Origin of the sequence: Flavobacterium procerum, from assembly GCF_042431625.1 — a bacterium.
GTDB classification, from domain to species: domain Bacteria; phylum Bacteroidota; class Bacteroidia; order Flavobacteriales; family Flavobacteriaceae; genus Flavobacterium; species Flavobacterium procerum.
Genome location: NZ_JBHLYW010000010.1, coordinates 502,027 through 523,064, shown reverse-complemented (window position 1 = coordinate 523,064; position 21,038 = coordinate 502,027). Strand labels below are relative to the sequence as shown.

The window sequence follows — 21,038 nt, the reverse complement described above, 5'->3', positions numbered from 1 at the left end:
TTACGTTTATTGTTTTTTTGAAAACCGCCTTTTTATGGGCGGTTTTTTATTTTTAACAATGTAGCAACTAAAATAATTAACTAAAAAAAGCCTGAAATAATTCAGGCTCTATTGTATTGAAAAAGGTTTTAAACAACTTTGGAAGGTTCTACAGGTTTTAAATTGTAAGCTACATAAAGCGTAATTGAAGCTAAAACAATCCAGAAAACGTCTATAAAGAAAATTTGGATTTCATTATGTATGAAAGAATTCCAGAACCAATTTCCAGTTACGATTCCGTTTGTAATTGGAATCAGGAATCCTAGAATACTTCCAGAGATTAGGCACACTTTATTTGTAAAGGCATCATTCTTAGTGAAAATGAAGAATACGGCCAAAATTAGCCATCCTCCAAAATAGAGTTCAAACAAATTTGACTTGCTTAGCGGGAAGAAAATTTTAGATCCAATAAATGCCAATGCTGTAATTGGATACATGCTAAGGCAAATTGCAAGATAAATTCGAACAACTGCGGCATTGAAACGTCTTTTCTTTAAAGGCATGTTGTTTTTCTGACGAGCCACAAGCCAAATCATTACTCCAGAAATAATCACAAAACAGCTTATTATTCCTAAAACAAAACTTATTATTTTTAAGGCATATCCGCCATAATCACCAAAATGAATTCGGTATAAAACATTTTTAACGATATCCAAATAACCAGTTTGTGTTATCGGATTCTTTTTGGCAATCTCTTTTCCGTCAGCAACACGATAAATGACTTTACCAATTCCGTTAAATTTTGTGTGGCTTGGTAGTTCTCCTTCGACAGTAACGTGCATATTAGCGTCGCCATAATTTTGAATAAAGACGCGTGTTATCTGAAAATCTTTCCAATTGCTTTTTGCTTTTGCAACTAAATCATTAACACTAAACGGATTTGCAAGTTTTTTGTATTCAAATGCATAATCGTTATCGTTGTATTCTAATTCTTTGTACAATTTACTTTCGTCGCCACCATACAAAACCTTTACGGCTGGAGCAACAATTAAAAGTTTAATCATAAAGAAAGCTCCGGTTACGGCATATACAAACTGAAACGGAAGACCAATCGTTCCTAATGCGGTATGGGCATCTGTCCATAAAGTTTTTAATTTTTCTTTCGGACGGAACATGTAGAAGTTTGAAACAATTTTATTCCAATGCAGTAAAACTCCGGTTATGATTGCAAATAAGAAGAATAAAGCAGTAAATCCGGAAAGGTAATAACCAACAGGATAAGGAATCTGCGCAAAAAAGTGCAGACGATATAAAAGTTCTCCTAAAGAATAAGATTCTTCATAAGTATAGGACTTGAAAGTTTTAGTATCCAAATAAAAAAACTGTCCATCTTTCTGTTTCTTTGGAGCAAGAGTATCTCTTGTTCCTTCCATGTAAACGGCAACACGTTTTTCTATATTCGGCTTAGAGATTGTTATATTTCTGCCGTGTAAAATGTGTTTTTTGTCAAGATCCTGCAATGCATCGTTGTAGTCTAACTGAATTTCTCTTGTAACTGCTACTGATTCACTTCTTTCCCAATTGATGATTTCATCTCTAAAAAAAGAAAAAGATCCTGCGAAGAAAATTACAAAAAGGACCACACTGATTACAATACCGCTGACAGTGTGTGTATGAAAATAAATATTATAATGACGGTTGTTCATAAATTATTGAGCCGTTGGATTATAGGTTTGACCAAGATAAATAAAAAGACAAAAAACTAGAGAGAGCAGTAAATAAATTGCCCATATTTTCCAGGCGCTTTTGGCCAGAAAAGCAATTACCATAAGCGCTACCCAAACAATAAACCCGCTGAATGCCATTGTCATTAATACGTTGGCGCGATTAAACCATGTGGCAAGTGCGAGGTGGAATGTAATAGTAACAAAATAACCGCCCAATATTGCGGCTGTGATTTTGGCAATACGCTGCCATACAGACTGCGTTAAATATTTAGGATTGGCTGGCATATATTTAGTTGTAATATAATTCTATTAAAGCTGCAATCAAAAAAAGAGCATAAACAACTTTGTGGTTTATCTTTTTAAGAGGTGCTAAAATAACGATTAAACTGCCAATAGTCATTAGCTGGATAAAAAACATCAAAGTTCCGCATCCTAAGGACTTTGTGTAAAGCCAAAAAGCATAAGCAATAAGTAAGAGCGCTAATCCTGCTCTTTTGGTTTGCTTCGGATTGTCTTTCATCCATTTTTCAAAACCCAAATCATACGACAAAACGGCTCTTTTGGAGGTGTAGTAAAGTGTATAAAAAGCTAGAAAAACGATAAGGCTGGCTATTGTAATCATAATCTTGAAAATTTAAAAAACACCTTCCGTTTTAGAAAGGTGTTTTTTTGATTGTATTTTTAATTAGAATCTGTAACTGAAATTCGCAGCAACTGTTCTCATGTTTCTCGGATGAATTGTAGACCATCCGTCATAAGTATCAACATTTGCAATGTTATCAAGTTTAAGAGTCAAAGTGTATTTTTCTGTTCCGTAGAATACAGATGAATTTAGAACTGTGTAAGATGGAAGCGCAAACTGACCTACAATGTTTCTGTTCATGATTACGTTTTTGTCGGCATAGTTTCCTCCAAAACCTAAACCAAAACCTTGTAAATCTCCTTCAGGGAATTTATAGCTTGCCCAGAAGTTTGCTGAATTTCTTGGTCCAGAACTTTCTGGTCTGTTTCCAACAAATGAAGGGTCTCCAGCGTTTAAGATAGCGTCTACATAGCTGTAACCAGCAATAATGTTTAAGCCGTTAATAGGATTTGCAACGATTTCTGCTTCAAAACCTTTGTTTCTTTGTGCTCCATCTTGATGAGCAATTTGAGTTGTTGCTCCGTAAACTACATAAACCTGATCTTTTACCTGAATATCGTAGTAGCTGAATGTAGCGTAAAGTTTGTCTTTAAATACATTTAATTTTGTTCCAATTTCAAATTGGTTAGCATGTTCTGGTCTGAAAGTTCTTGGACGTGTAGTTCCATCAGCTAAAATTTCTGTTACAGGAGCAGAATTAGCAAAACCATCCATATAGTTAGCGAAAATCGAAACCTTATCAAGAATTGGCTGGTACACTAAACCAAATTTAGGAGAAAAAGACGTTTGATTAAAATCATCTGCTTTTGTTGCTACATTTCCTGCAGTTACAAAACGGTCAACACGTAAACTTGCCATTGCAGATAAAGCTGGAGTGAAGTTAAATACGTCAGAAACATAAGCACTGTAAACTTCTTGTTTAGTTCTGTTCATACTGATTCCTGCATTAGCGATAAGTGCATCAGTTCCAGCTTTCGTTAGATTTCCATTATCTCCGTTTGTAATATATTTAGCTGGATCAGTAATTCCATAAAGATTTTCATTTACGGTTTGCAAATCTAGATTACCAATATAAATATTACCATTTGATACATAATTAGAACTATTGTCAATCATGCCTCTATTAAAGTAGTCTAAGCCAGCAACGATTCTGTTTCTCATGCTGTTTCCTATTTTGAAATCTCCAATAAAGTTTTGTTGAATGTCAGTTGTAAGTGTTGTTGAATTCTGGTAATTAATAAAACGACCTAACACAATTCCTTGATTTATCGCCGCTGGAGCATATTGTGTACCTTCATATATATAAGAATAGTATCCTTCAGATGAAGACGAACCTCTTGAAACTACAGTTTGAGAAGTCCATTTATCATTGAATTTATAGTTCATCTGCGCTTGCAAGTTGTATGAAGGAGTTTCGATTGCCAATTCGTTGCTAGTGTAAGAACGTTTATTGTCATAACCTAATTCGTCCATATTGTGAACTCTTAATACAGCACCTCTGTCTAAGAACAACATAGTGGCATTGGTCTGTCTGTTTTTCATGAATTCTGTGTTGATGAAAAACGAAAGTTTATCATTTACTTGGTAAGATAATGAAGGAGCAAAGAAGAATGATTTTCTAAATCCTGCATCTTGGAAACTGTTTTCTGTGTGGTAAGCTGTATTTACACGGAAATTAATTTTATGTTCCTCGTCTACTGGAGTATTAACATCTGCAGTAACTCTATTTAAACCATTGCTTCCTGCTGTATAAGTAACCTCTCCGCCAAAATGATCGTAAGGTTTTTTTGTAGTTAAGTTGATTAAACCTCCGTAAGAGATTAAACTGCTTCCAAATAAAGTTCCAGATGGTCCTTTAATAACTTCAATTTTATCAATGTTTGCAGGGTCATTACCTCCATTTGTTAAACCTGGCAATCCGTTGATCATGGTTGGCTGTACTGCAAATCCTCTTAGTGAGTAGTATCCTGCTCCGTCGCCTCCACGTCCTGTAGAAGCCCAAAGTGGTGTTAATCCTGGTGCATTTCTAAGTGCATCATCGATGTTTGTAACTACTTGTTCTTTTAACAATTCACTTGTAATTGTTGTGTAAACTTGTGGATTTTCAAGATTTTTTAAAGGAAGTCTTGATACTTGTTGTGTTTCTTTACGTGCAAGCGGATTTTTTTTGTTTCCGTTTACAACAATTTCGTTTAATTCTTGAGAATTTTCACTAATTTTAAAATCCTCGATAATTGAATCACCACTATTTAACGTAACGCTTTTTTCTTTAGAAGAATATCCAACTCCAGAAACTTTAATTACGTAGTTACCTGGCTTAATATTTTTAATCTCGTAGAAACCATTTTCGTCTGTAGTAGTTCCAATTTTTGTTCCTTTTAATGTAATAGAAACATTATCTGCAGCTTGACCATTTGTTAAGCTAATTTGACCTTTTATGGTTGCTTTTTCTTGAGCTAAAACAGACACGCTAGTTAATAAAGCAAGACAAAGACTCAAAAAAGAAATTGTAAATTTTAATTTCATTTTATTTAGAATTGGTTTTAATAGCGCAAATGTAAGTCTTGATTACTTATTCACCAAACTTTATTTTTATTTATTCCAAATTAAACACCTTAAAATTTCATTAAAATTGTATTAGTAGGAAATTGGATAAAAAAAAGAAACCCCGCTCGAGAAGAGCAGGGTTTCTTTTATAATGATAATTCTGAGAATTACAATTCTAAAGCACGTTTAGCATCGCCATTCATCAATAATTCTACTGGATTTTCTAAAGCTTCTTTTACAGCAACCAAGAAACCAACAGACTCACGTCCGTCGATGATTCTGTGATCGTAAGAAAGAGCCACATACATCATTGGGTGAATTTCAACTTTTCCGTTTACAGCAATCGGACGCTCGATAATGTTGTGCATTCCTAAAATTCCTGATTGAGGAGGGTTGATGATTGGAGTAGATAACATACTTCCAAAAACACCACCGTTAGTGATTGTGAAAGTTCCTCCAGTCATATCGTCAACTGTAATTTGACCGTCACGAGCTCTTAAAGCTAATCTTTTGATTTCAGCTTCAATTCCACGGAAAGTTAACAATTCAGCATTACGAACAACTGGAACCATTAAACCTTTTGGTCCAGAAACTGCGATTGAGATGTCAGCAAAATCATAAGCGATTTTGTAATCACCATCCATCATAGAGTTAACATCTGGGTATAATTGTAAAGCTCTTGTAACTGCTTTTGTAAAGAACGACATGAAACCTAAACCAAGGCCACCATGTTTAGCTTTGAAAGCATCTTTGTATTCGTTACGAATTTGGTTGATTGGCGTCATGTTTACTTCGTTGAAAGTAGTCAGCATAGCTGTTTCATTTTTAGCTGAAACTAGTCTCTCTGCTACTTTACGACGTAACATTGATAATTTTGTACGCTCAGTTCCACGGCTTCCGCCAGTTGGAGTTCCCATTGAAGGTACTGCGTTTACAGCGTCATCCTTAGTGATTCTTCCTCCTTTTCCAGTTCCAGAAACTGTAGCTGGAGCGATATTTTTTTCGTCTAATATTTTTCTTGCTGCAGGAGATGGAGTTCCAGCTGCATAACTTGTAGCTGCTGGAGCTTGAGCCGGAGCTGCTTTTGGAGCTTCAGCTTTTACTTCTGCCTTTGGAGCTTCAGCTTTTGGTGCCTCTGCCGCTGGAGCTTCTGATGCACCACCTGCTGGTTTAGCAGCATCTGTATCAATTAAACAAACTACAGCGCCTACAGCTACTGTATCACCTTCTTCAGCTTTTAGTGTAATAACACCACTCATTTCAGCAGGCAATTCAAGAGTTGCTTTGTCTGAATCAACTTCAGCAATAGCCTGATCTTTTTCTACATAATCTCCGTCTTTTACTAACCAAGTTGCAATTTCAACTTCTTTTATTGATTCCCCTGGTGATGGGACTTTCATTTCTAAAATCATCTTATTTCTTTGTTTAAGGTTTTTATGGTTTAAAGTTTCATGTTGTTAAACCTGAAACTTTAAACTTGAAACAATTTTTTTATTATCTGAATAAATTTTTATCGAATACCATTCTAATTGCATCTGCATGACGACGTTTTGCACGTGTATAACTTCCTGATGCTGGAGCAGAATATGCTTTTAATGAAGCTAATCTCCATTTAACTAAATCGAAGTTCATTAACATAAAACTGTAAGCTCCCATGTTTTTAGGTTCTTCTTGAGCCCAAACATAATCATCTGCATTTGGATATTTTGCAATGATTTCTTTAATCTGCTCAATTGGGAAAGGGAATAATTGCTCGATACGAACAACCGCAACGTCATTTCTTCCATTGTTTTCTCTTTCTGCCACAATATCGTAGTAGAATTTACCAGTACAGAAAACCAAAGTTTTTACTTTCTTTTTATCTACTGTATTATCATCAATCGTTTCTTGGAAGCTTCCTGTTGCTAGTTCTTCAACTGTTGATACGCATCTTGGATCACGAAGTAAACTTTTTGGAGAGAAAACTACCAACGGTTTACGGAAATTCGTTTTCATTTGTCTTCTTAATAAGTGGAAGAAGTTAGCAGGCGTTGTACAATCTGCAACATACATATTATGTCTTGCACAAAGTTGTAAGTAACGCTCCATTCTTGCAGAAGAGTGTTCAGCACCTTGTCCTTCATATCCATGAGGCAATAACATCACGATACCGTTTTGGTTGTTCCATTTATCTTCTCCACAAGAAATGTATTGGTCAATCATGATTTGAGCACCGTTAGAGAAATCTCCAAATTGTGCTTCCCAGATTGTTAAGGCTTTTGGGTTTGCTAATGCATATCCGTAGTCAAAACCTAAAACTCCGTATTCAGATAAAAGAGAGTTGAATACTCCAAATTTTCCTTTTTTGTTTTCGATAGCATCTAAAAGAATTACTTCTTCTTCAGAATCTTCAACTTTAACTACAGCATGACGGTGAGAGAAAGTACCACGCTCAACATCCTGACCAGAAATACGAATATCAAATCCTTCTGTTAAAAGTGAGCCGTAAGCTAATGCTTCTGCAGTTCCCCAGTCTAATGTATTGTTGTCGTATCCTACTTTTCTGTCTGTAACAATTTTGCTTATTTTATTAATAAACTTTTTGTCAGCTGGTAAAGTTGAGATGGTGTTGATGATAGAATCTAAACCTTCTTTAGCGAAAGTAGTATCCACTTTTTGAAGCATTTGTGTATCAGTTACCTGAACAAATCCTTCCCATTCGTTTTTCATGAATGGAGTAATGATAGTCAAATCTTTTTTACGAGAAGCTTCTAAGTTTTCTTCAAGAGCAGATTTGTATTCTTTTTCTAAACCATTAACATAAGATGCATCAATTACGCCTTCAGAAAGTAATTTCTCTGCGTAGATGTCTCTTGGGTTTTTGTGTTTAGCAATGATTTTGTATAAAACTGGTTGCGTAAAACGAGGTTCGTCACCTTCGTTATGACCGTATTTTCTGTATCCTAATAAATCGATAAATACGTCACGTCCAAACTGCATTCTGTAGTCTAGAGCAAAAGATACAGCATGTACAACAGCTTCTGCATCATCAGCATTTACGTGTAATACCGGAGATAAAGTTACTTTAGCAACGTCTGTACAATAAGTAGAAGAACGAGCGTCTAAATAGTTAGTTGTAAATCCAACTTGGTTATTGATTACGATGTGTATAGTTCCTCCAGTTTTGTAACCGTCAAGTTGAGCCATCTGAATGATTTCGTATAAAATACCCTGACCTGCAATTGCAGCATCTCCGTGAACGGCGATTGGTAACACTTTAGAGAAATCGTCAGCAAAATATTTGTCTTGTTTTGCTCTTGTGATACCTTCAATTACAGCTCCAACTGTTTCTAAGTGAGAAGGGTTTGGCGCCAAATTGATGTTGATGCTTTTTCCAGATCTTGTTTTTCTGTCAGCAGTAAGACCTAAGTGGTATTTTACGTCACCATCAAAATATTCTTGATCGTAATCTTTTCCGTCAAACTCACCAAAGATATCCTGTGTAGATTTTCCGAAGATATTTGCCAAAACGTTTAAACGACCACGGTGAGCCATTCCCATTACGAATTGTTCAACACCTTTTTCAGCAGCTTGTTCGATTAAAGCATCAAGAGCCGGAATGATAGATTCTCCACCTTCTAATGAGAAACGTTTTTGACCCACATATTTTGTATGAAGGAAGTTCTCAAAAGAAACGGCTTCGTTTAATTTATTTAAGATTGTTTTCTTTTCGTCTGTAGAGAAATTAGGCTGATTTACGTTTACAGCCAATTTATCCTGAATCCATTTTACAACACCAGGGTTTCTGATGTACATATATTCTATACCAATATGCTGGCAGTAAATTGCTTTAAGGCGGTTTACGATAGCTTCTAATGAAGAAGGAGTCATTCCGATAGTCTGCGCAGCGTCAAAAACAGTTTGAAGATCAGCAGATGATAAACCGAAATTTTCAATATCTAAAGTCGGAGATGAAGTTCTACGGTCGCGAACAGGGTTTGTTTTGGTAAACAAATGCCCGCGTGTACGGTATCCGTCAATTAATTTTAGAACATTGAATTCTTTCTGAAGTTTGTCTGAAACCTGACTGTAATCTGTGTTTGGGCTCGTCACATACTCAACGATTGTCTGCACTGGATTTTCGTCATTATAAGTAGTCATTCCAAAGTCGAAACCTTGAAAGAAACTTCTCCAGCTAGGCTCTACGCTGTCTGGGTTTACTAAATATTGATCGTATAATTGTGCAAAAAACTCGGTATGCGCTGCATTTAAAAATGAAAACCTATCCATAATATTAGTGAATATACTTTTTGTTAAATAGAATGGCAAAAGTACAACAATCACATTTATTTAGATCTTTTTTTTAAGTACTTTTACGTAAAAATTTGTTAAAATAAACGTTAACTATGAATAAAATTCAATTTTCAATCGATTGCAAAATCTTTTTTGTGATTTTGACCGCGTTATTTTCTAGTTATGCAACTGCACAGCAGAATTATGTTATTGATAACAAAAATCATTTTTGGGATAAAGTGCAGTTTGGAGGCGGACTTGGTTTAGGATTTGGTTCTGGTTATACCGATATTTCTATCATGCCGAGTGCTATTTACAATGTAAACGAAATTGTAGCCGCTGGTGTCGGACTCCAGTTTGGGTATCTTAATTCCAGAAACTATTACGAATCCTATGTTTATGGAGGAAGTCTGATTACACTGGTCAATCCGATTCCAGAAGTTCAATTATCTGCCGAGTTGGAGCAAGTTAGAGTAGATACAAGATATGAAGCTAATGTTAACAGACCTGCTTTTTCTGACAGTTATTGGAATACAGCGCTTTATTTAGGAGCTGGTTATAGAACAGGAAACGTCACAATCGGTGCAAGATATGATGTTTTGTACAATCCTAATAAAAGTCTTTACGGTTCTGGATTTATGCCTTTTGTGAGGGTTTATTTCTAAGTTGCTATCCCGATAGTTATCGGGACTGAGATGCTAAGATTCTAAGTTTTTAAATGTAGAAATTTGAAGAAATTTATTTTTATAATGATTGGAATTGTTGCTTTAAGCTGTAACAATTCTAAGAAGTCAGATGCTGATAATAAAGCAGTGGCTGTAAAAAAAGAATTACGACCTTTTTTTGATTCGGATGAAATCGACCATTATTATTTGAATTTTTCGGAGGAAGATTTTATGAAAATTATGATGAAAGAGAAGAATACTCCAAAAGAATTAGAGTTTGTGGATTTATTCGTTCATACTTTTCCAGACACTATTCCAAAAGAAAATTTCGAAAAAATTCTATTGAATTACAACTACAAAAAATCAAATTTATCACTTAAACAGCAGAAAGAGATTGAAAATGTGTTTAGCGAAAAAGATTCATTGCAAGATACTTTCGCCGCCTGTGCAGCAGAATACCGCGATATTTTTATTTTTAAAAAGAAAAAAGAAACAGTAGGAATAGTTAAGATGTGCTTCAAATGCGGCCGCGTTCAATTTGTTGGAAACAAAATTGACACTGAAGGTTTTGGTCTTGGGACTGAGTTAGATAAACTACAAAAAATCGTAAGACCTGAAAATTACAGCATTTTAATAAGACATCATTAAACCTACTTGTATTAATCTATAATCGGAAGTCAAGAAAATTATAGAATAGTTAAAACACTAACAATCTTAGCGCCTAGGCGTCTTATTTATAATAATTTCCAATCAAAAGAAGAAAACGACAATAGCTAAAAAACTTAGAATCTTAGTGTCTCAGCATCTTAGAATCTTATTTGTAATAATTCCTAAACCAAACTTTCTGCCATTCTCTTTTAAGAATTAGAAAGGCAACTTGTTCAGCCAAAATGACCAAATCAGAACCATCAAGTTGTTTGATTTCATTTTCTGGAACGTCAATTATATAAAGCAGATTCAGATATTCGGCAAATTTGTACTGAATCATTCTGTAGATTTTTTCGTGAAGCTGAATTTTTAATTCGTCAGGCGAAATGCTCATTGGAAAATCAACTCCTTCATTAGCCAGATTAAAATCTTTGTTAATCTGTTCAATAAGATTTAAATATAATGTCTCTGCCTGAGCCTGAGCAAACAATGATTCGGTATTTACTGGTGCAACAAACATACTATTTAGATTTTACTGAGTACTTGAAACTGAATACTGAACACTAAACCTTGCGTCCCATTAAGTTTTCGCCAAAAGTTCTTAAAACACTCTTTTTTTCCGAATTTATATTCATTTTTTCTAGCGTTTCAAATGCTTTAAAAGTGTACATTTCAATCGCTTCTTGAGTCGCTTTTGAGGCTCCAGAATCGTTAAAAACAGCTTTAGCAGTTTCGATTTTTTCTGAATTATTTTCTAATTGCAAGCTGAATAATTTTTGAAGTTCTGATGCTTTTTCTGCAGACGAAAATTCTAAAGCTTTTAGATATAAATAGGTTTTTTTGTTTTCGATAATGTCTCCTCCAACCTGTTTTCCGAAAGTTTCTGGGTCTCCAAAGGCATCCAGATAATCATCCTGTAGCTGAAAAGCGATTCCTAAATTAAGTCCGAAATCGTAAATCAAATCGGCTTCTTTTTCAGAAGTTTCGGCTACAATTGCGCCCATTTTCATCGCAGCAGCAACCAAAACAGCTGTTTTATATTCAATCATTTTAAGATATTCCGGAATAGAAACATCATTTCTTCTTTCAAAATCAACATCCCATTGCTGTCCTTCACAAACTTCAAGAGCTGTCTTGCTGAATAATTTGGCAAGATTTCTAAAGACATTCGGTTCGTACTGTTCAAAATATTGATACGCTAAAATAAGCATCGCATCGCCAGAAAGAATTCCGGTATTTAAATCCCATTTTTCGTGAACTGTAACCTGTCCTCTGCGAAGAGGCGCGTCATCCATGATATCGTCGTGAACAAGCGAAAAATTATGAAAAACCTCAACCGCCATTGCAGCCGGTAGCGCAGCTTTATAATCAGTATCAAAAACCTCGGCCGCCATTAGTGTCAAAACCGGACGGATGCGTTTGCCTCCAAGTCCTAATATATATTCTATTGGTTCGTAAAGATTGTAAGGCTCTTTATGGATGTTTTGTTTTTTTAGGTATTCAATAAAAAAATCCTGGTACTGACTTATATCGTGCATAAAATGAAATTCTGATTTACGAGCCTCAAAGATACAATTCAATTATGATATATTTTGATTGAAAAGAACGAAAAGAGTGCTGTCATGATAAAAACATCTCGGAGTATGTTGATTTTTAAAATGTTAAAATTATTTTTAAAAAACTTGGAAACTTTTTTGGTATTTACAGTTTCCTGTCTATATTTGCATTCGAAAATGGAAACTAAGAAAACGACAAAAGTTTCCATAAGAGTTTTTACGGTTTGTAAACTCAATAAAATTAGGTGCTTATGAAAACAAAATGGACTTTAGACTCAACACAATCTGACGTTTTAATAGAAATGAGACGTTCTAGAACTGCTTATGTAAGTGGGACTGCCAATAAGTTTGATGGTTATGTGAATTTTGAAGATAATGAGATTGAAGATGCTTCAGTCGAATTTTCATTAGATATTCAAAATAAAAATGAAAGTTTCCAATCAATTGATGCTTATTTACAGCTTCAGGATTTTTTTGAAGAAGACGAGCATCCCATAATAAGTTTTAAATCGACTTCTTTTCAAAAGGTAAATAGAAACATTAACTTTTTTAAGGGAGATTTAACCATAAAAGATATCACAAGAGTCGTAGAACTTGATGCTGAATTTATTGGTGAAAATACGTATAACGGACAGAAGAAAGTGGCTTTTGAAATTAAAGGAAATATCAAACGTCAGGATTTTGGTCTGGATTACAGTTCTTTTCATCATAAAGACGGAAACGCACTTGGAAAAGATATCAAGCTGATTGCTAATCTTGAATTCAGCATATAAATCTTACAAGATTATTAATTTAATGTAAAATTATTACAAATAACACGGAAACTATTTTTTGTTTTTTAGTTTCCTGGCTATATTTGTAATGCAATGAGAGTAATAATGAAAGAGAAAATAATATCCAAAGCCAGTGAATTGTTTTTGAAACTAGGTTTTAAAAGCGTTACCATGGATGATATTGCAGGAGAAATGTGTATTTCAAAAAAAACGATTTACAAATATTTCTGCAATAAAGAAGTGCTTATCGAAGAAAGCACCTCAATGGTTCACAAGCAGGTTCATGAAATTATGGACACCATCGTTGCAAAAAACTATAATGCCATTCATGAGAATTTCGAAATCAGAGAAATGTTTCGTGATATGTTTAAAAACAACATAGACACTTCTCCGATTTATCAGTTAAAAAAACATTATCCTGAAATCTATCAAAACATTTTATCGCATGAGATTGAGCAGTGTACGAAATGTTTCAGAGATAATATAGAAAAAGGAATTCAAGAAGGATTATATCGTTCTGATTTGAATGTAGAAACCTACGTTAAGTTTTATTACACACTTATTTTTCATATAAACGAAAATACAGTTTCTGAAAGTGAAGCTCAGAAAATAGAATTAGAAGCATTAGAATACCATACTCGTGCAATGGCTACAGAAAAAGGAGTAGCCGAGCTTGAAAAACAATTACAAAGAATTACCATTTAATCATCAATCCAGATCGCTTTATTCTTAATCCAAGAAAAAGAGCGGTATATATTTAATTTTCAAAAACAAAATAATAACTACTTATGAAAAGAATCCTTCTTATAGTTTTGTGTATAACGGGCTTATCGGCCAGTGCGCAGACGACTTTAACCCTGAAAGACGCAGTCACTTATGCGCTTCAGAATAAAGCAGAGGCTAAAAAGGCGAAGCTTCAGGTTGAAAACAGTGAATACAAAATTCAGGAGGTACGCTCAAGAGCACTTCCTCAAATTTCTGCAAACGGAAATTTAACCCATAATCCAATTATTCAGACTACAGTTATTGACGGAGCGGCTTTTGGTGCGCCAGGAACTGCTATTCAGGCTGCATTTGGGCAAAAATGGACATCTACTGCAGGAATTTCTTTAACTCAGGCCATTTTTGATCAGTCTGTTTTTACAGGATTAAAAGCAGCACGATCTACTCGCGAGTTTTATCAAATAAACGATCAGTTGACAGAAGAGCAGGTTATCGAAAGGGTAGCAAACAACTATTATTCTGTTTATGTACAGCAAGAGAGATTGACTTTGTTAGACAGCAACTACGTAAATACAACAAAAGTACGTGATATTGTGAAGGGACAATTTGATAACGGTCTGGCTAAAAAAATTGATTTAGATCGTATTGTCGTGAGAATGTCAAATATTGATACAGAGCGTCAGCAAATCAAAAATCAGATTGCGTTGCAGGAAAATGCATTGAAATTCTATATGGGAATGCCTATTGAAACTCAAATCATATTGCCAAAAGAACAATTTGAAGTGGCTCCAGCAGCATTAACGCAAGAGCCAAATATCGAAAACAGAACGGAATATCTGCTTTTGAAAAAACAGGAAGAACTTTTAGTTTACAATAAAAAAGCAGTTCAGGCAGGTTACTATCCAACGCTTTCTTTGAGCGCAGGTTACAATTATATTGGACAAGGTCCTGAGTTTCCTTGGTTTGCCAAACCAGAAAAAGGAGTTTACTGGTCAGATTTCTCAGCTATTGCTTTAAACTTGCATGTACCTATTTTTACAGGATTTGGAACACGCGCAAAAGTAAGACAGGCTGATGTAGAAATCAGATCGCTTCAGGAAGACATCAAAGACACGAAACTTTCTCTTGATTTAGATTATAGAAATGCAATAACTCAAATCAATAATAATTTGGTGACTATTGAAAATCAAAAAGAAAACATGCGTTTAGCAGCAGAAATTCTTAGTAATACTAATAATAATTACCTTCAAGGATTAGCATCTTTAACAGATTTGTTAGATGCGCAAAATGCATCACTTGAAGCAGAAAACAATTATACAAGAGCAGTTTTAAATTATAAAATTGCCGAAATATCTCTAATCAAATCAAAAGGCGAACTAAAATCTCTTATTAAATAACTAATTACAATGAAGAAAATAATTATAACAATCGTAATCATAGTCGTGGCTTTAGTCGGGATTAACTACCTCTTAAGTAAAAACAAGGCAGAAAACGAAGCCAAAACTGCAGTAGTTGCAGAAAAAAACGCGGCAGTTTCTGTAAAAGTAGCGACAGTTAAAACAGAAGATGTAAATCTTGGTTTTACAGCTAACGGAAACTTTGCACCCATTCAGGAATTAACTTTCTCTGCTGAAAAATCTGGAAAAGTAATCAGTGTTTTAGCAAAAGAAGGAGATTATGTAAGAGTAGGACAGACATTATTAACCATGAGAGGTGATGTTATTAATGTAAGTGCAGAACAAGCTCAGGCAGCTTTTCAAAATGCAAAATCGGATTATACAAGATATGAAAATGCATTTAAAACAGGTGGAGTTACAAAACAACAGCTAGATCAAGCAAAATTAGCTTTGACAAATGCTGAATCTAATTTGAAACAAGCAAATATTAATGTTGGAGACACCAGAGTAAAAGCTCCAATTAATGGATACATCAACAAAAAATATATTGAACCAGGATCTATTTTAACAGGCATGCCAGCGACAGCTTTATTTGATATCGTAAATGTTTCTAAACTAAAATTGACTGTTACAGTAAACGAAACTCAAGTAGCAAGTTTAAAATTAGGAAATACAGTAAACATTACAGCTAGTGTTTATCCTGATAAAACGTTCTCTGGAAAAATTACGTTTATCGCTGCAAAAGCAGATGAATCTTTAAGTTTCCCTGTTGAAATCGAAATTTCAAACAATGCGAACAATGACTTGAAAGCTGGTATGTACGGAACTGCAAACTTTGGTTCAAATAACCAAAAACAAAACTTAAAAGTTGTTCCTAGAAATGCATTCGTAGGAAGTGTGAGCAGCAACGAAATCTTTGTGGTTGAAAACAATACTGCTAAGTTGAAAAAAGTGGTTGCTGGAAGAATTTTAGGTGATCAAGTTGAGATTATCAGCGGTTTGAATGATGGAGAAGTTGTAATCGTTACAGGTCAGATCAACTTACAAGACGGAAATACAGTAGAAATTATTAAATAAAAGTAATTAGTGGTTTAGTACTGTAGTACTTAGTCCTTAGTTTTTTAGTGTCTTGATTAGGCACCAAACTATGAACTAAATAACTAAGGACTAGGAACTAAAAAAAACTAAGAACTTAATAAAAAAACATATGAAATTAGCCGAAATATCCATAAAACGTCCGTCGTTGGTAATTGTATTGTTTACAATTCTGACTCTAGGTGGATTGTTCAGTTACAGCCAATTGGGCTACGAGCTGATCCCAAAATTCGAAACCAATGTAATTACGGTTTCAACTGTATATCCTGGTGCTTCTCCAAGTGAGGTTGAAAATACTGTTACAAAGAAAATCGAGGACGCGATTGCGTCTCTTGAAAATATCAAGAAAATTGACTCTAAATCTTATGAGAGTTTATCTGTAGTATCAATCACATTGCTTTCTACTGCAAATGTTGATATTTCGATGAATGATGCTCAGCGTAAAATCAACGCGATTTTGAGCGATCTTCCAGACGATGCCGATCCGCCGTCATTGACTAAATTCTCTTTGAGTGATTTACCAATTATGACACTTGGTGCAAATGGTAAAATGGACGAAGCAGCTTTCTACGATTTGATTGATAAAAAGATTGCACCAGTTTTATCTCGTGTACAAGGGGTGGCGCAGGTAAACATTATTGGTGGTCAAGAACGTGAGATTCAGGTTAATCTTGATGCTGTAAAAATGCAGGGTTACGGACTTTCTGTTCCCCAAGTGCAACAAACTATTTTGAGTTCAAACTTAGATTTCCCAACGGGTAACATTCAAACTCGTAATCAGAAAATCTTAATTCGTTTAGCGGGTAAATATAAAAATGTTGAAGAATTAAGAAACTTAGTAGTTTCTTCTCAAAACGGAATCCAGATTCGTTTAGGAGATATTGCTGATGTTCAGGATACACAAAAAATCGCGGAGAAAATTGCGCGTGTTGATCAAAAAAGTGCCATTGTACTTCAAATTGTAAAACAGTCAGATGCGAATGCCGTTGCGGTAAGTGAGCAGTTGGTTAAGACAATTAAGACATTAGAGAGCGATTACAAATCGGCTGAGTTGAAATTAGAAGTAGCAAAAGACAGTACAGTCTTTACGCTTGAAGCAGCAGATTCTGTTGTACACGATTTATTAATTGCGGTTATTCTGGTAGCTTTTGTAATGTTGTTCTTCTTGCACAGTATTAGAAACTCATTAATCGTAATGGTGTCGATTCCTGCCTCTTTGATTGCTACATTTATCGGAATCTATTTGTTAGGTTATACGCTTAACTTAATGTCTTTACTTGGTTTGTCTCTTGTTGTTGGTATTCTTGTGGATGATGCGATTGTGGTATTGGAGAACATTTACCGACACATGGAGATGGGTAAAAGCCGAATTCGTGCAGCTTACGATGGAACTGCCGAAATTGGTGGAACTGTAACGTCTATTACTTTAGTAATTGTGGTGGTATTCTTGCCAATCGCAATGAGTACAGGATTAGTATCGAACATTATTACACAATTCTGTGTTACGGTAATTATTTCTACAATGTTCTCGTTATTGGCTTCATTTACTATTATTCCTTGGTTGTCTTCACGTTTTGGAAAATTAGAGCATATTGAAGGAAAAAACCTTTTTGGAAAAGTAATCCTTGGATTTGAAAGCTATTTAACTCGTTTTACAGACTGGATTTCAAATTTATTAAACTGGTGTTTAGATCATTATATTAAAACTATTGTAGTTGTATTAGTAATGTTCTTTGGATCGATCTTCTGGTTAATGGGAGGCGGATATATTGGAGGAGAGTTCTTCGCATCATCTGACAGTGGTGAGTTCTTAGTACAAATTGAGATGCCAAAAGATGCTTCATTAGAGCAGACCAACTTTATGACGCAAAAAGCAGAAGCTTTCTTAAAAGGAGAGAAATATGTTTTCAGCCAAATTACTACTGTAGGTCAAACCAGTGAAGGTCTAGGAGCGGCTCAGGCTACTGCTTATAAAGCGGAGATTGACGTTAAAATGATCGAGCAAAAAGATCGTACAGATGATGCCAATGTTTATGCAGCTAAAACAAAACGTAAACTAGAAAAAATATTAGTTGGTGCTAAGGTAAAAACAGTTCCTGTAGGTATCTTAGGAACAGCAGAAGACGCAACTTTAGGTTTGATTGTAACCGGTCCGAACGTAGAAAGCGCGATGAAATTTGCAAAATTAGCTGAAGCCGAATTGCGTACGATTCCTGGAACAACTGAGATTAAATTAACCGTTGAAGATGGAAACCCAGAAATCAACGTTCAGGTAGACAGAGATAAAATGGCTGCTTTAGGATTGACACTGCAAACAGTTGGTTTAACGATGCAGACTGCTTATAGCGGTAACACAGACGGTAAATTTAGAGCTGGAGAATACGAGTATGATATCAACATCAAATACAACGAATTTGACAGAAAAAATATCACTGACGTTAGTAACCTGATTTTCATAAACAATGCAGGTCAGCAGATTAAATTAAACCAATTTGCCACCATTACTGAAGGTTCTGGGCCAAGTAAATTAGAGCGTAGAGATAAAACAGCTTCTGTAACCGTACAAGGGCAGAACGTTGGGGTTCCAGCAGGAACAATTGTTCAGAAATGGCAAGAAAAATTAGATAAATTAGAAAAACCAACCGGAGTTAATTATATCTGGGGTGGTGACCAAGAGAACCAATCAGAAGGATTTGGTACTTTAGGAGTTGCATTATTAGCGGCTATTATCTTGGTTTACCTTGTAATGGTTGGATTATATGACAGTTTCGTTCACCCGTTTGTCGTATTGTTTGCAATTCCGCTTTCGTTCATTGGAGTTTTATTCGCCTTAGCTTTAACAAACAATACCTTGAACATCTTTACCATCTTAGGGGTAATCATGTTGATTGGTCTGGTGTGTAAGAATGCAATCATGCTTGTCGATTATACGAATCAACGAAGAGCAGCTGGAGAATCAATTAGAAGAGCGTTAATTCAGGCAAACCACGCCCGTTTACGTCCGATTTTGATGACGACGATTGCGATGGTATTCGGTATGTTCCCGATTGCATTAGCATCTGGAGCTGGAGCTGAATGGAAAAACGGATTGGCTTGGGTAATTATTGGAGGTTTGATTTCTTCATTATTCCTAACGTTAATTGTGGTTCCAGTTATCTATGATATTATGGAGAAAATCATTAGAAAATTCTCTAAAGGAGAAAAAATCGACTACGAAGCTGAAATGGTTGCCGATTATGAGCATACAGAATTAAGCGAAGACGGTTTTAACCCGAAACACACGCATTAATAGTTTTAATTTTTGATCGAAATTCTAAAATCCGAATTAGAATTTCAAAATGAAAAATCCCAGATTCCTTTAAAATGGAATTTGGGATTTTTTTATAGATTTTTTTAAATGTTTCACGCAGATCTTGCAGATTTTCTATTCATTACATTAAAATATAGCCCGTGGTTTCAACCACGGGAGACGTATTATATGGATGGTGTACCCGTGGTTGAAACCACGGGTTATGTTGAGCAAAAGAGATAATATTTCAGCAGATTTAATTAGAAAAAATCTTCGTTTATCTGCTTAAATCTTTTTTAGTCTGCGTGAAAAGGAACAGCATTTTCAATTGGAATTTGGGATTTTGAACTTTGGAATTTAACCGTTGAGTTTGGGATTTTTTTATTGTTAATTGAAAAATCTGTTTATTTGCATCACCTTACAAAAACAACTATGCTACAAAAAAACAAATCTGCAGCGATTGGTTTCATTTTCATAACCATGTTAATTGATATTACGGGATGGGGAATTATCATTCCTGTAATTCCGAAATTAATTGAAGAATTGATTCACGGAGACATCAGCGAAGCCGCAAAAATCGGCGGCTGGTTAACTTTTGCCTATGCGATAACCCAATTTGTTTTTGCGCCTGTAATTGGAAATCTGAGTGATAAATTTGGTAGAAGGCCAATCATCCTGATTTCCCTTTTCGGATTTTCAATGGATTATCTTTTATTGGCATTTGCGCCAACCATTACGTGGTTATTTGTAGGAAGGATTATTGCCGGAATTACTGGAGCAAGTATTACGACGGCTTCTGCATATATTGCAGATGTGAGCACAGCCGAAAACAGAGCTAAAAATTTTGGTTTAATTGGAGCCGCTTTTGGTTTAGGATTTATTATCGGACCCGTAATTGGTGGACTTTTAGGACAATATGGCTCTCGTGTTCCATTTTATGCAGCGGCGGTTTTGTGTATGCTTAATTTCCTTTACGGATTTTTTATTTTGCCAGAATCATTGAAGAAAGAAAACCGCAGGGCTTTTGAATGGAAAAGAGCAAACCCGATTGGAGCCATTCTAGGACTTAAAAAACACCCAACATTAATCGGCCTAATTGCGGCAGTTTTTCTCTTGTACGTAGGCGGACACGCCGTGCAAAGCAACTGGAGTTTCTTTACAATCTACAGATTTAATTGGGACGAAAGAATGGTCGGAATTTCATTAGGCATAATCGGTCTTTTGATTGGATTGGTACAAGGGGTTTTAATTCGCTGGATCAACCCAAAATTAGGAAACGAGAAAAGTATTTATCTAGGCTTGGCATTATATACAATCGGAATGCTATTATTTGCTTTTGCGACCAAAAGCTGGATGATTTTTGTAATCTTAATTCCATATTGCCTTGGCGGAATTACTGGTCCGGCATTGCAATCGGTAATTGCGAGCAAGGTAAAACCAAGCGAGCAAGGCGAAATTCAGGGAACTTTGACCAGTTTAATGAGTGCTTCATCTATTATTGGACCTCCTATGATGGCAAATGTTTTTTACTTTTTTACTCATGATGAAGCGCCTTTTAAATTTGCTGGAGCACCTTTTATTTTAGGTGGAATTTTAATGTTGCTGAGCACAGTCGTGGCTTATTTTTCTTTGAAAAAACATACCATTCCGAAAACCACGATTGATAAACAACAAATAGAATAACGAAGAATTTTTAGAATTTATTTCGCTATGCTAGAGCAGTT

Annotated in this window: 16 protein-coding genes; 8 read left to right on the top strand and 8 right to left on the bottom strand. The window is 35.1% G+C overall.

Annotated features, from left to right (window positions below; genetic code table 11):
• Positions 1-128 precede the first annotated feature (128 nt).
• From ACFFLS_RS16620 to ACFFLS_RS16595, 6 genes are all read right to left on the bottom strand, one after another.
• Positions 129-1,685, bottom strand: a complete 1,557-nt coding sequence (locus ACFFLS_RS16620; protein ID WP_379684382.1) for a PepSY-associated TM helix domain-containing protein — start codon at positions 1,683-1,685, stop codon at positions 129-131.
• Positions 1,686-1,688: 3 nt separating this feature from the next.
• Positions 1,689-1,991 (bottom strand): hypothetical protein, encoded by a 303-nt coding sequence (locus ACFFLS_RS16615; protein WP_379684383.1) that lies wholly within the window; start codon positions 1,989-1,991, stop codon positions 1,689-1,691.
• Between the two features lie 4 nt (positions 1,992-1,995).
• Positions 1,996-2,328: a hypothetical protein gene (locus tag ACFFLS_RS16610; protein WP_379684384.1), complete on the bottom strand. Its 333-nt coding sequence runs from the start codon at positions 2,326-2,328 to the stop codon at positions 1,996-1,998.
• 63 nt (positions 2,329-2,391) lie between these two features.
• Positions 2,392-4,875: a TonB-dependent siderophore receptor gene (locus ACFFLS_RS16605; protein ID WP_379684385.1), complete on the bottom strand. Its 2,484-nt coding sequence runs from the start codon at positions 4,873-4,875 to the stop codon at positions 2,392-2,394.
• Between the two features lie 188 nt (positions 4,876-5,063).
• Positions 5,064-6,308, bottom strand: a complete 1,245-nt coding sequence (odhB, locus tag ACFFLS_RS16600) for a 2-oxoglutarate dehydrogenase complex dihydrolipoyllysine-residue succinyltransferase (RefSeq protein ID WP_379684386.1) — start codon at positions 6,306-6,308, stop codon at positions 5,064-5,066.
• Between the two features lie 82 nt (positions 6,309-6,390).
• Positions 6,391-9,165 carry a 2-oxoglutarate dehydrogenase E1 component gene (locus ACFFLS_RS16595; RefSeq protein WP_379684387.1) on the bottom strand — a complete coding sequence of 925 codons (2,775 nt, stop codon included), beginning with the start codon at positions 9,163-9,165 and terminating at the stop codon, positions 6,391-6,393.
• Positions 9,166-9,281: 116 nt separating this feature from the next.
• On the opposite strand from ACFFLS_RS16595, the gene ACFFLS_RS16590 reads away from it, so the two are divergent.
• Both ACFFLS_RS16590 and ACFFLS_RS16585 read left to right on the top strand, forming a co-directional pair.
• Positions 9,282-9,833: a hypothetical protein gene (locus ACFFLS_RS16590; RefSeq protein ID WP_379684388.1), complete on the top strand. Its 552-nt coding sequence runs from the start codon at positions 9,282-9,284 to the stop codon at positions 9,831-9,833.
• 63 nt (positions 9,834-9,896) lie between these two features.
• Positions 9,897-10,481 (top strand): hypothetical protein, encoded by a 585-nt coding sequence (locus tag ACFFLS_RS16585; RefSeq protein ID WP_379684389.1) that lies wholly within the window; start codon positions 9,897-9,899, stop codon positions 10,479-10,481.
• A 166-nt stretch (positions 10,482-10,647) separates the two neighbouring features.
• On the opposite strand, the gene ACFFLS_RS16580 is transcribed toward ACFFLS_RS16585, so the two are convergent.
• Positions 10,648-11,001 (bottom strand): hypothetical protein, encoded by a 354-nt coding sequence (locus ACFFLS_RS16580; RefSeq protein WP_379684390.1) that lies wholly within the window; start codon positions 10,999-11,001, stop codon positions 10,648-10,650.
• A 43-nt stretch (positions 11,002-11,044) separates the two neighbouring features.
• The gene (locus ACFFLS_RS16575; protein WP_379686345.1) at positions 11,045-12,019 is read right to left on the bottom strand and encodes a polyprenyl synthetase family protein; all 975 of its coding nucleotides are present in this window, start codon (positions 12,017-12,019) and stop codon (positions 11,045-11,047) included.
• A gap of 269 nt (positions 12,020-12,288) precedes the next feature.
• Between ACFFLS_RS16575 and ACFFLS_RS16570 the strand changes: the two genes are divergently transcribed.
• The 6 genes from ACFFLS_RS16570 (at position 12,289) to ACFFLS_RS16545 (ending at position 20,997) form a co-directional block, all read left to right on the top strand.
• Entirely contained in the window at positions 12,289-12,810 is a 522-nt protein-coding gene (locus ACFFLS_RS16570) for a YceI family protein (protein ID WP_379684391.1), read from the top strand.
• A gap of 105 nt (positions 12,811-12,915) precedes the next feature.
• The gene (locus tag ACFFLS_RS16565) at positions 12,916-13,515 is read left to right on the top strand and encodes a TetR/AcrR family transcriptional regulator (protein ID WP_379686347.1); all 600 of its coding nucleotides are present in this window, start codon (positions 12,916-12,918) and stop codon (positions 13,513-13,515) included.
• 83 nt (positions 13,516-13,598) lie between these two features.
• The gene (locus ACFFLS_RS16560) at positions 13,599-14,930 is read left to right on the top strand and encodes a TolC family protein (protein WP_379684392.1); all 1,332 of its coding nucleotides are present in this window, start codon (positions 13,599-13,601) and stop codon (positions 14,928-14,930) included.
• A 9-nt stretch (positions 14,931-14,939) separates the two neighbouring features.
• On the top strand, positions 14,940-16,007 hold the full coding sequence (locus tag ACFFLS_RS16555; protein WP_379684393.1) for an efflux RND transporter periplasmic adaptor subunit: 1,068 nt from the start codon (positions 14,940-14,942) through the stop codon (positions 16,005-16,007).
• 130 nt (positions 16,008-16,137) lie between these two features.
• Positions 16,138-19,314: an efflux RND transporter permease subunit gene (locus ACFFLS_RS16550; protein WP_379684394.1), complete on the top strand. Its 3,177-nt coding sequence runs from the start codon at positions 16,138-16,140 to the stop codon at positions 19,312-19,314.
• 432 nt (positions 19,315-19,746) lie between these two features.
• Complete coding sequence (locus tag ACFFLS_RS16545) at positions 19,747-20,997, top strand: TCR/Tet family MFS transporter (protein ID WP_379684395.1); 1,251 nt, start codon at positions 19,747-19,749, stop codon at positions 20,995-20,997.
• Positions 20,998-21,038: the final 41 nt, after the last annotated feature.

Bases quoted from the DNA above. Each gene is read 5' to 3' on its own strand.
- ACFFLS_RS16620 (WP_379684382.1), bottom strand. From the start codon at position 1,685: ATGAACAACCGTCATTATAATATTTATTTTCATACACACACTGTCAGC.
- ACFFLS_RS16615 (WP_379684383.1), bottom strand. From the start codon at position 1,991: ATGCCAGCCAATCCTAAATATTTAACGCAGTCTGTATGGCAGCGTATT.
- ACFFLS_RS16610 (WP_379684384.1), bottom strand. From the start codon at position 2,328: ATGATTACAATAGCCAGCCTTATCGTTTTTCTAGCTTTTTATACACTT.
- ACFFLS_RS16605 (WP_379684385.1), bottom strand. From the start codon at position 4,875: ATGAAATTAAAATTTACAATTTCTTTTTTGAGTCTTTGTCTTGCTTTA.
- odhB (WP_379684386.1), bottom strand. From the start codon at position 6,308: ATGATTTTAGAAATGAAAGTCCCATCACCAGGGGAATCAATAAAAGAA.
- ACFFLS_RS16595 (WP_379684387.1), bottom strand. From the start codon at position 9,165: ATGGATAGGTTTTCATTTTTAAATGCAGCGCATACCGAGTTTTTTGCA.
- ACFFLS_RS16590 (WP_379684388.1), top strand. From the start codon at position 9,282: ATGAATAAAATTCAATTTTCAATCGATTGCAAAATCTTTTTTGTGATT.
- ACFFLS_RS16580 (WP_379684390.1), bottom strand. From the start codon at position 11,001: ATGTTTGTTGCACCAGTAAATACCGAATCATTGTTTGCTCAGGCTCAG.
- ACFFLS_RS16575 (WP_379686345.1), bottom strand. From the start codon at position 12,019: ATGCACGATATAAGTCAGTACCAGGATTTTTTTATTGAATACCTAAAA.
- ACFFLS_RS16570 (WP_379684391.1), top strand. From the start codon at position 12,289: ATGAAAACAAAATGGACTTTAGACTCAACACAATCTGACGTTTTAATA.
- ACFFLS_RS16565 (WP_379686347.1), top strand. From the start codon at position 12,916: ATGAAAGAGAAAATAATATCCAAAGCCAGTGAATTGTTTTTGAAACTA.
- ACFFLS_RS16560 (WP_379684392.1), top strand. From the start codon at position 13,599: ATGAAAAGAATCCTTCTTATAGTTTTGTGTATAACGGGCTTATCGGCC.
- ACFFLS_RS16555 (WP_379684393.1), top strand. From the start codon at position 14,940: ATGAAGAAAATAATTATAACAATCGTAATCATAGTCGTGGCTTTAGTC.
- ACFFLS_RS16550 (WP_379684394.1), top strand. From the start codon at position 16,138: ATGAAATTAGCCGAAATATCCATAAAACGTCCGTCGTTGGTAATTGTA.
- ACFFLS_RS16545 (WP_379684395.1), top strand. From the start codon at position 19,747: ATGCTACAAAAAAACAAATCTGCAGCGATTGGTTTCATTTTCATAACC.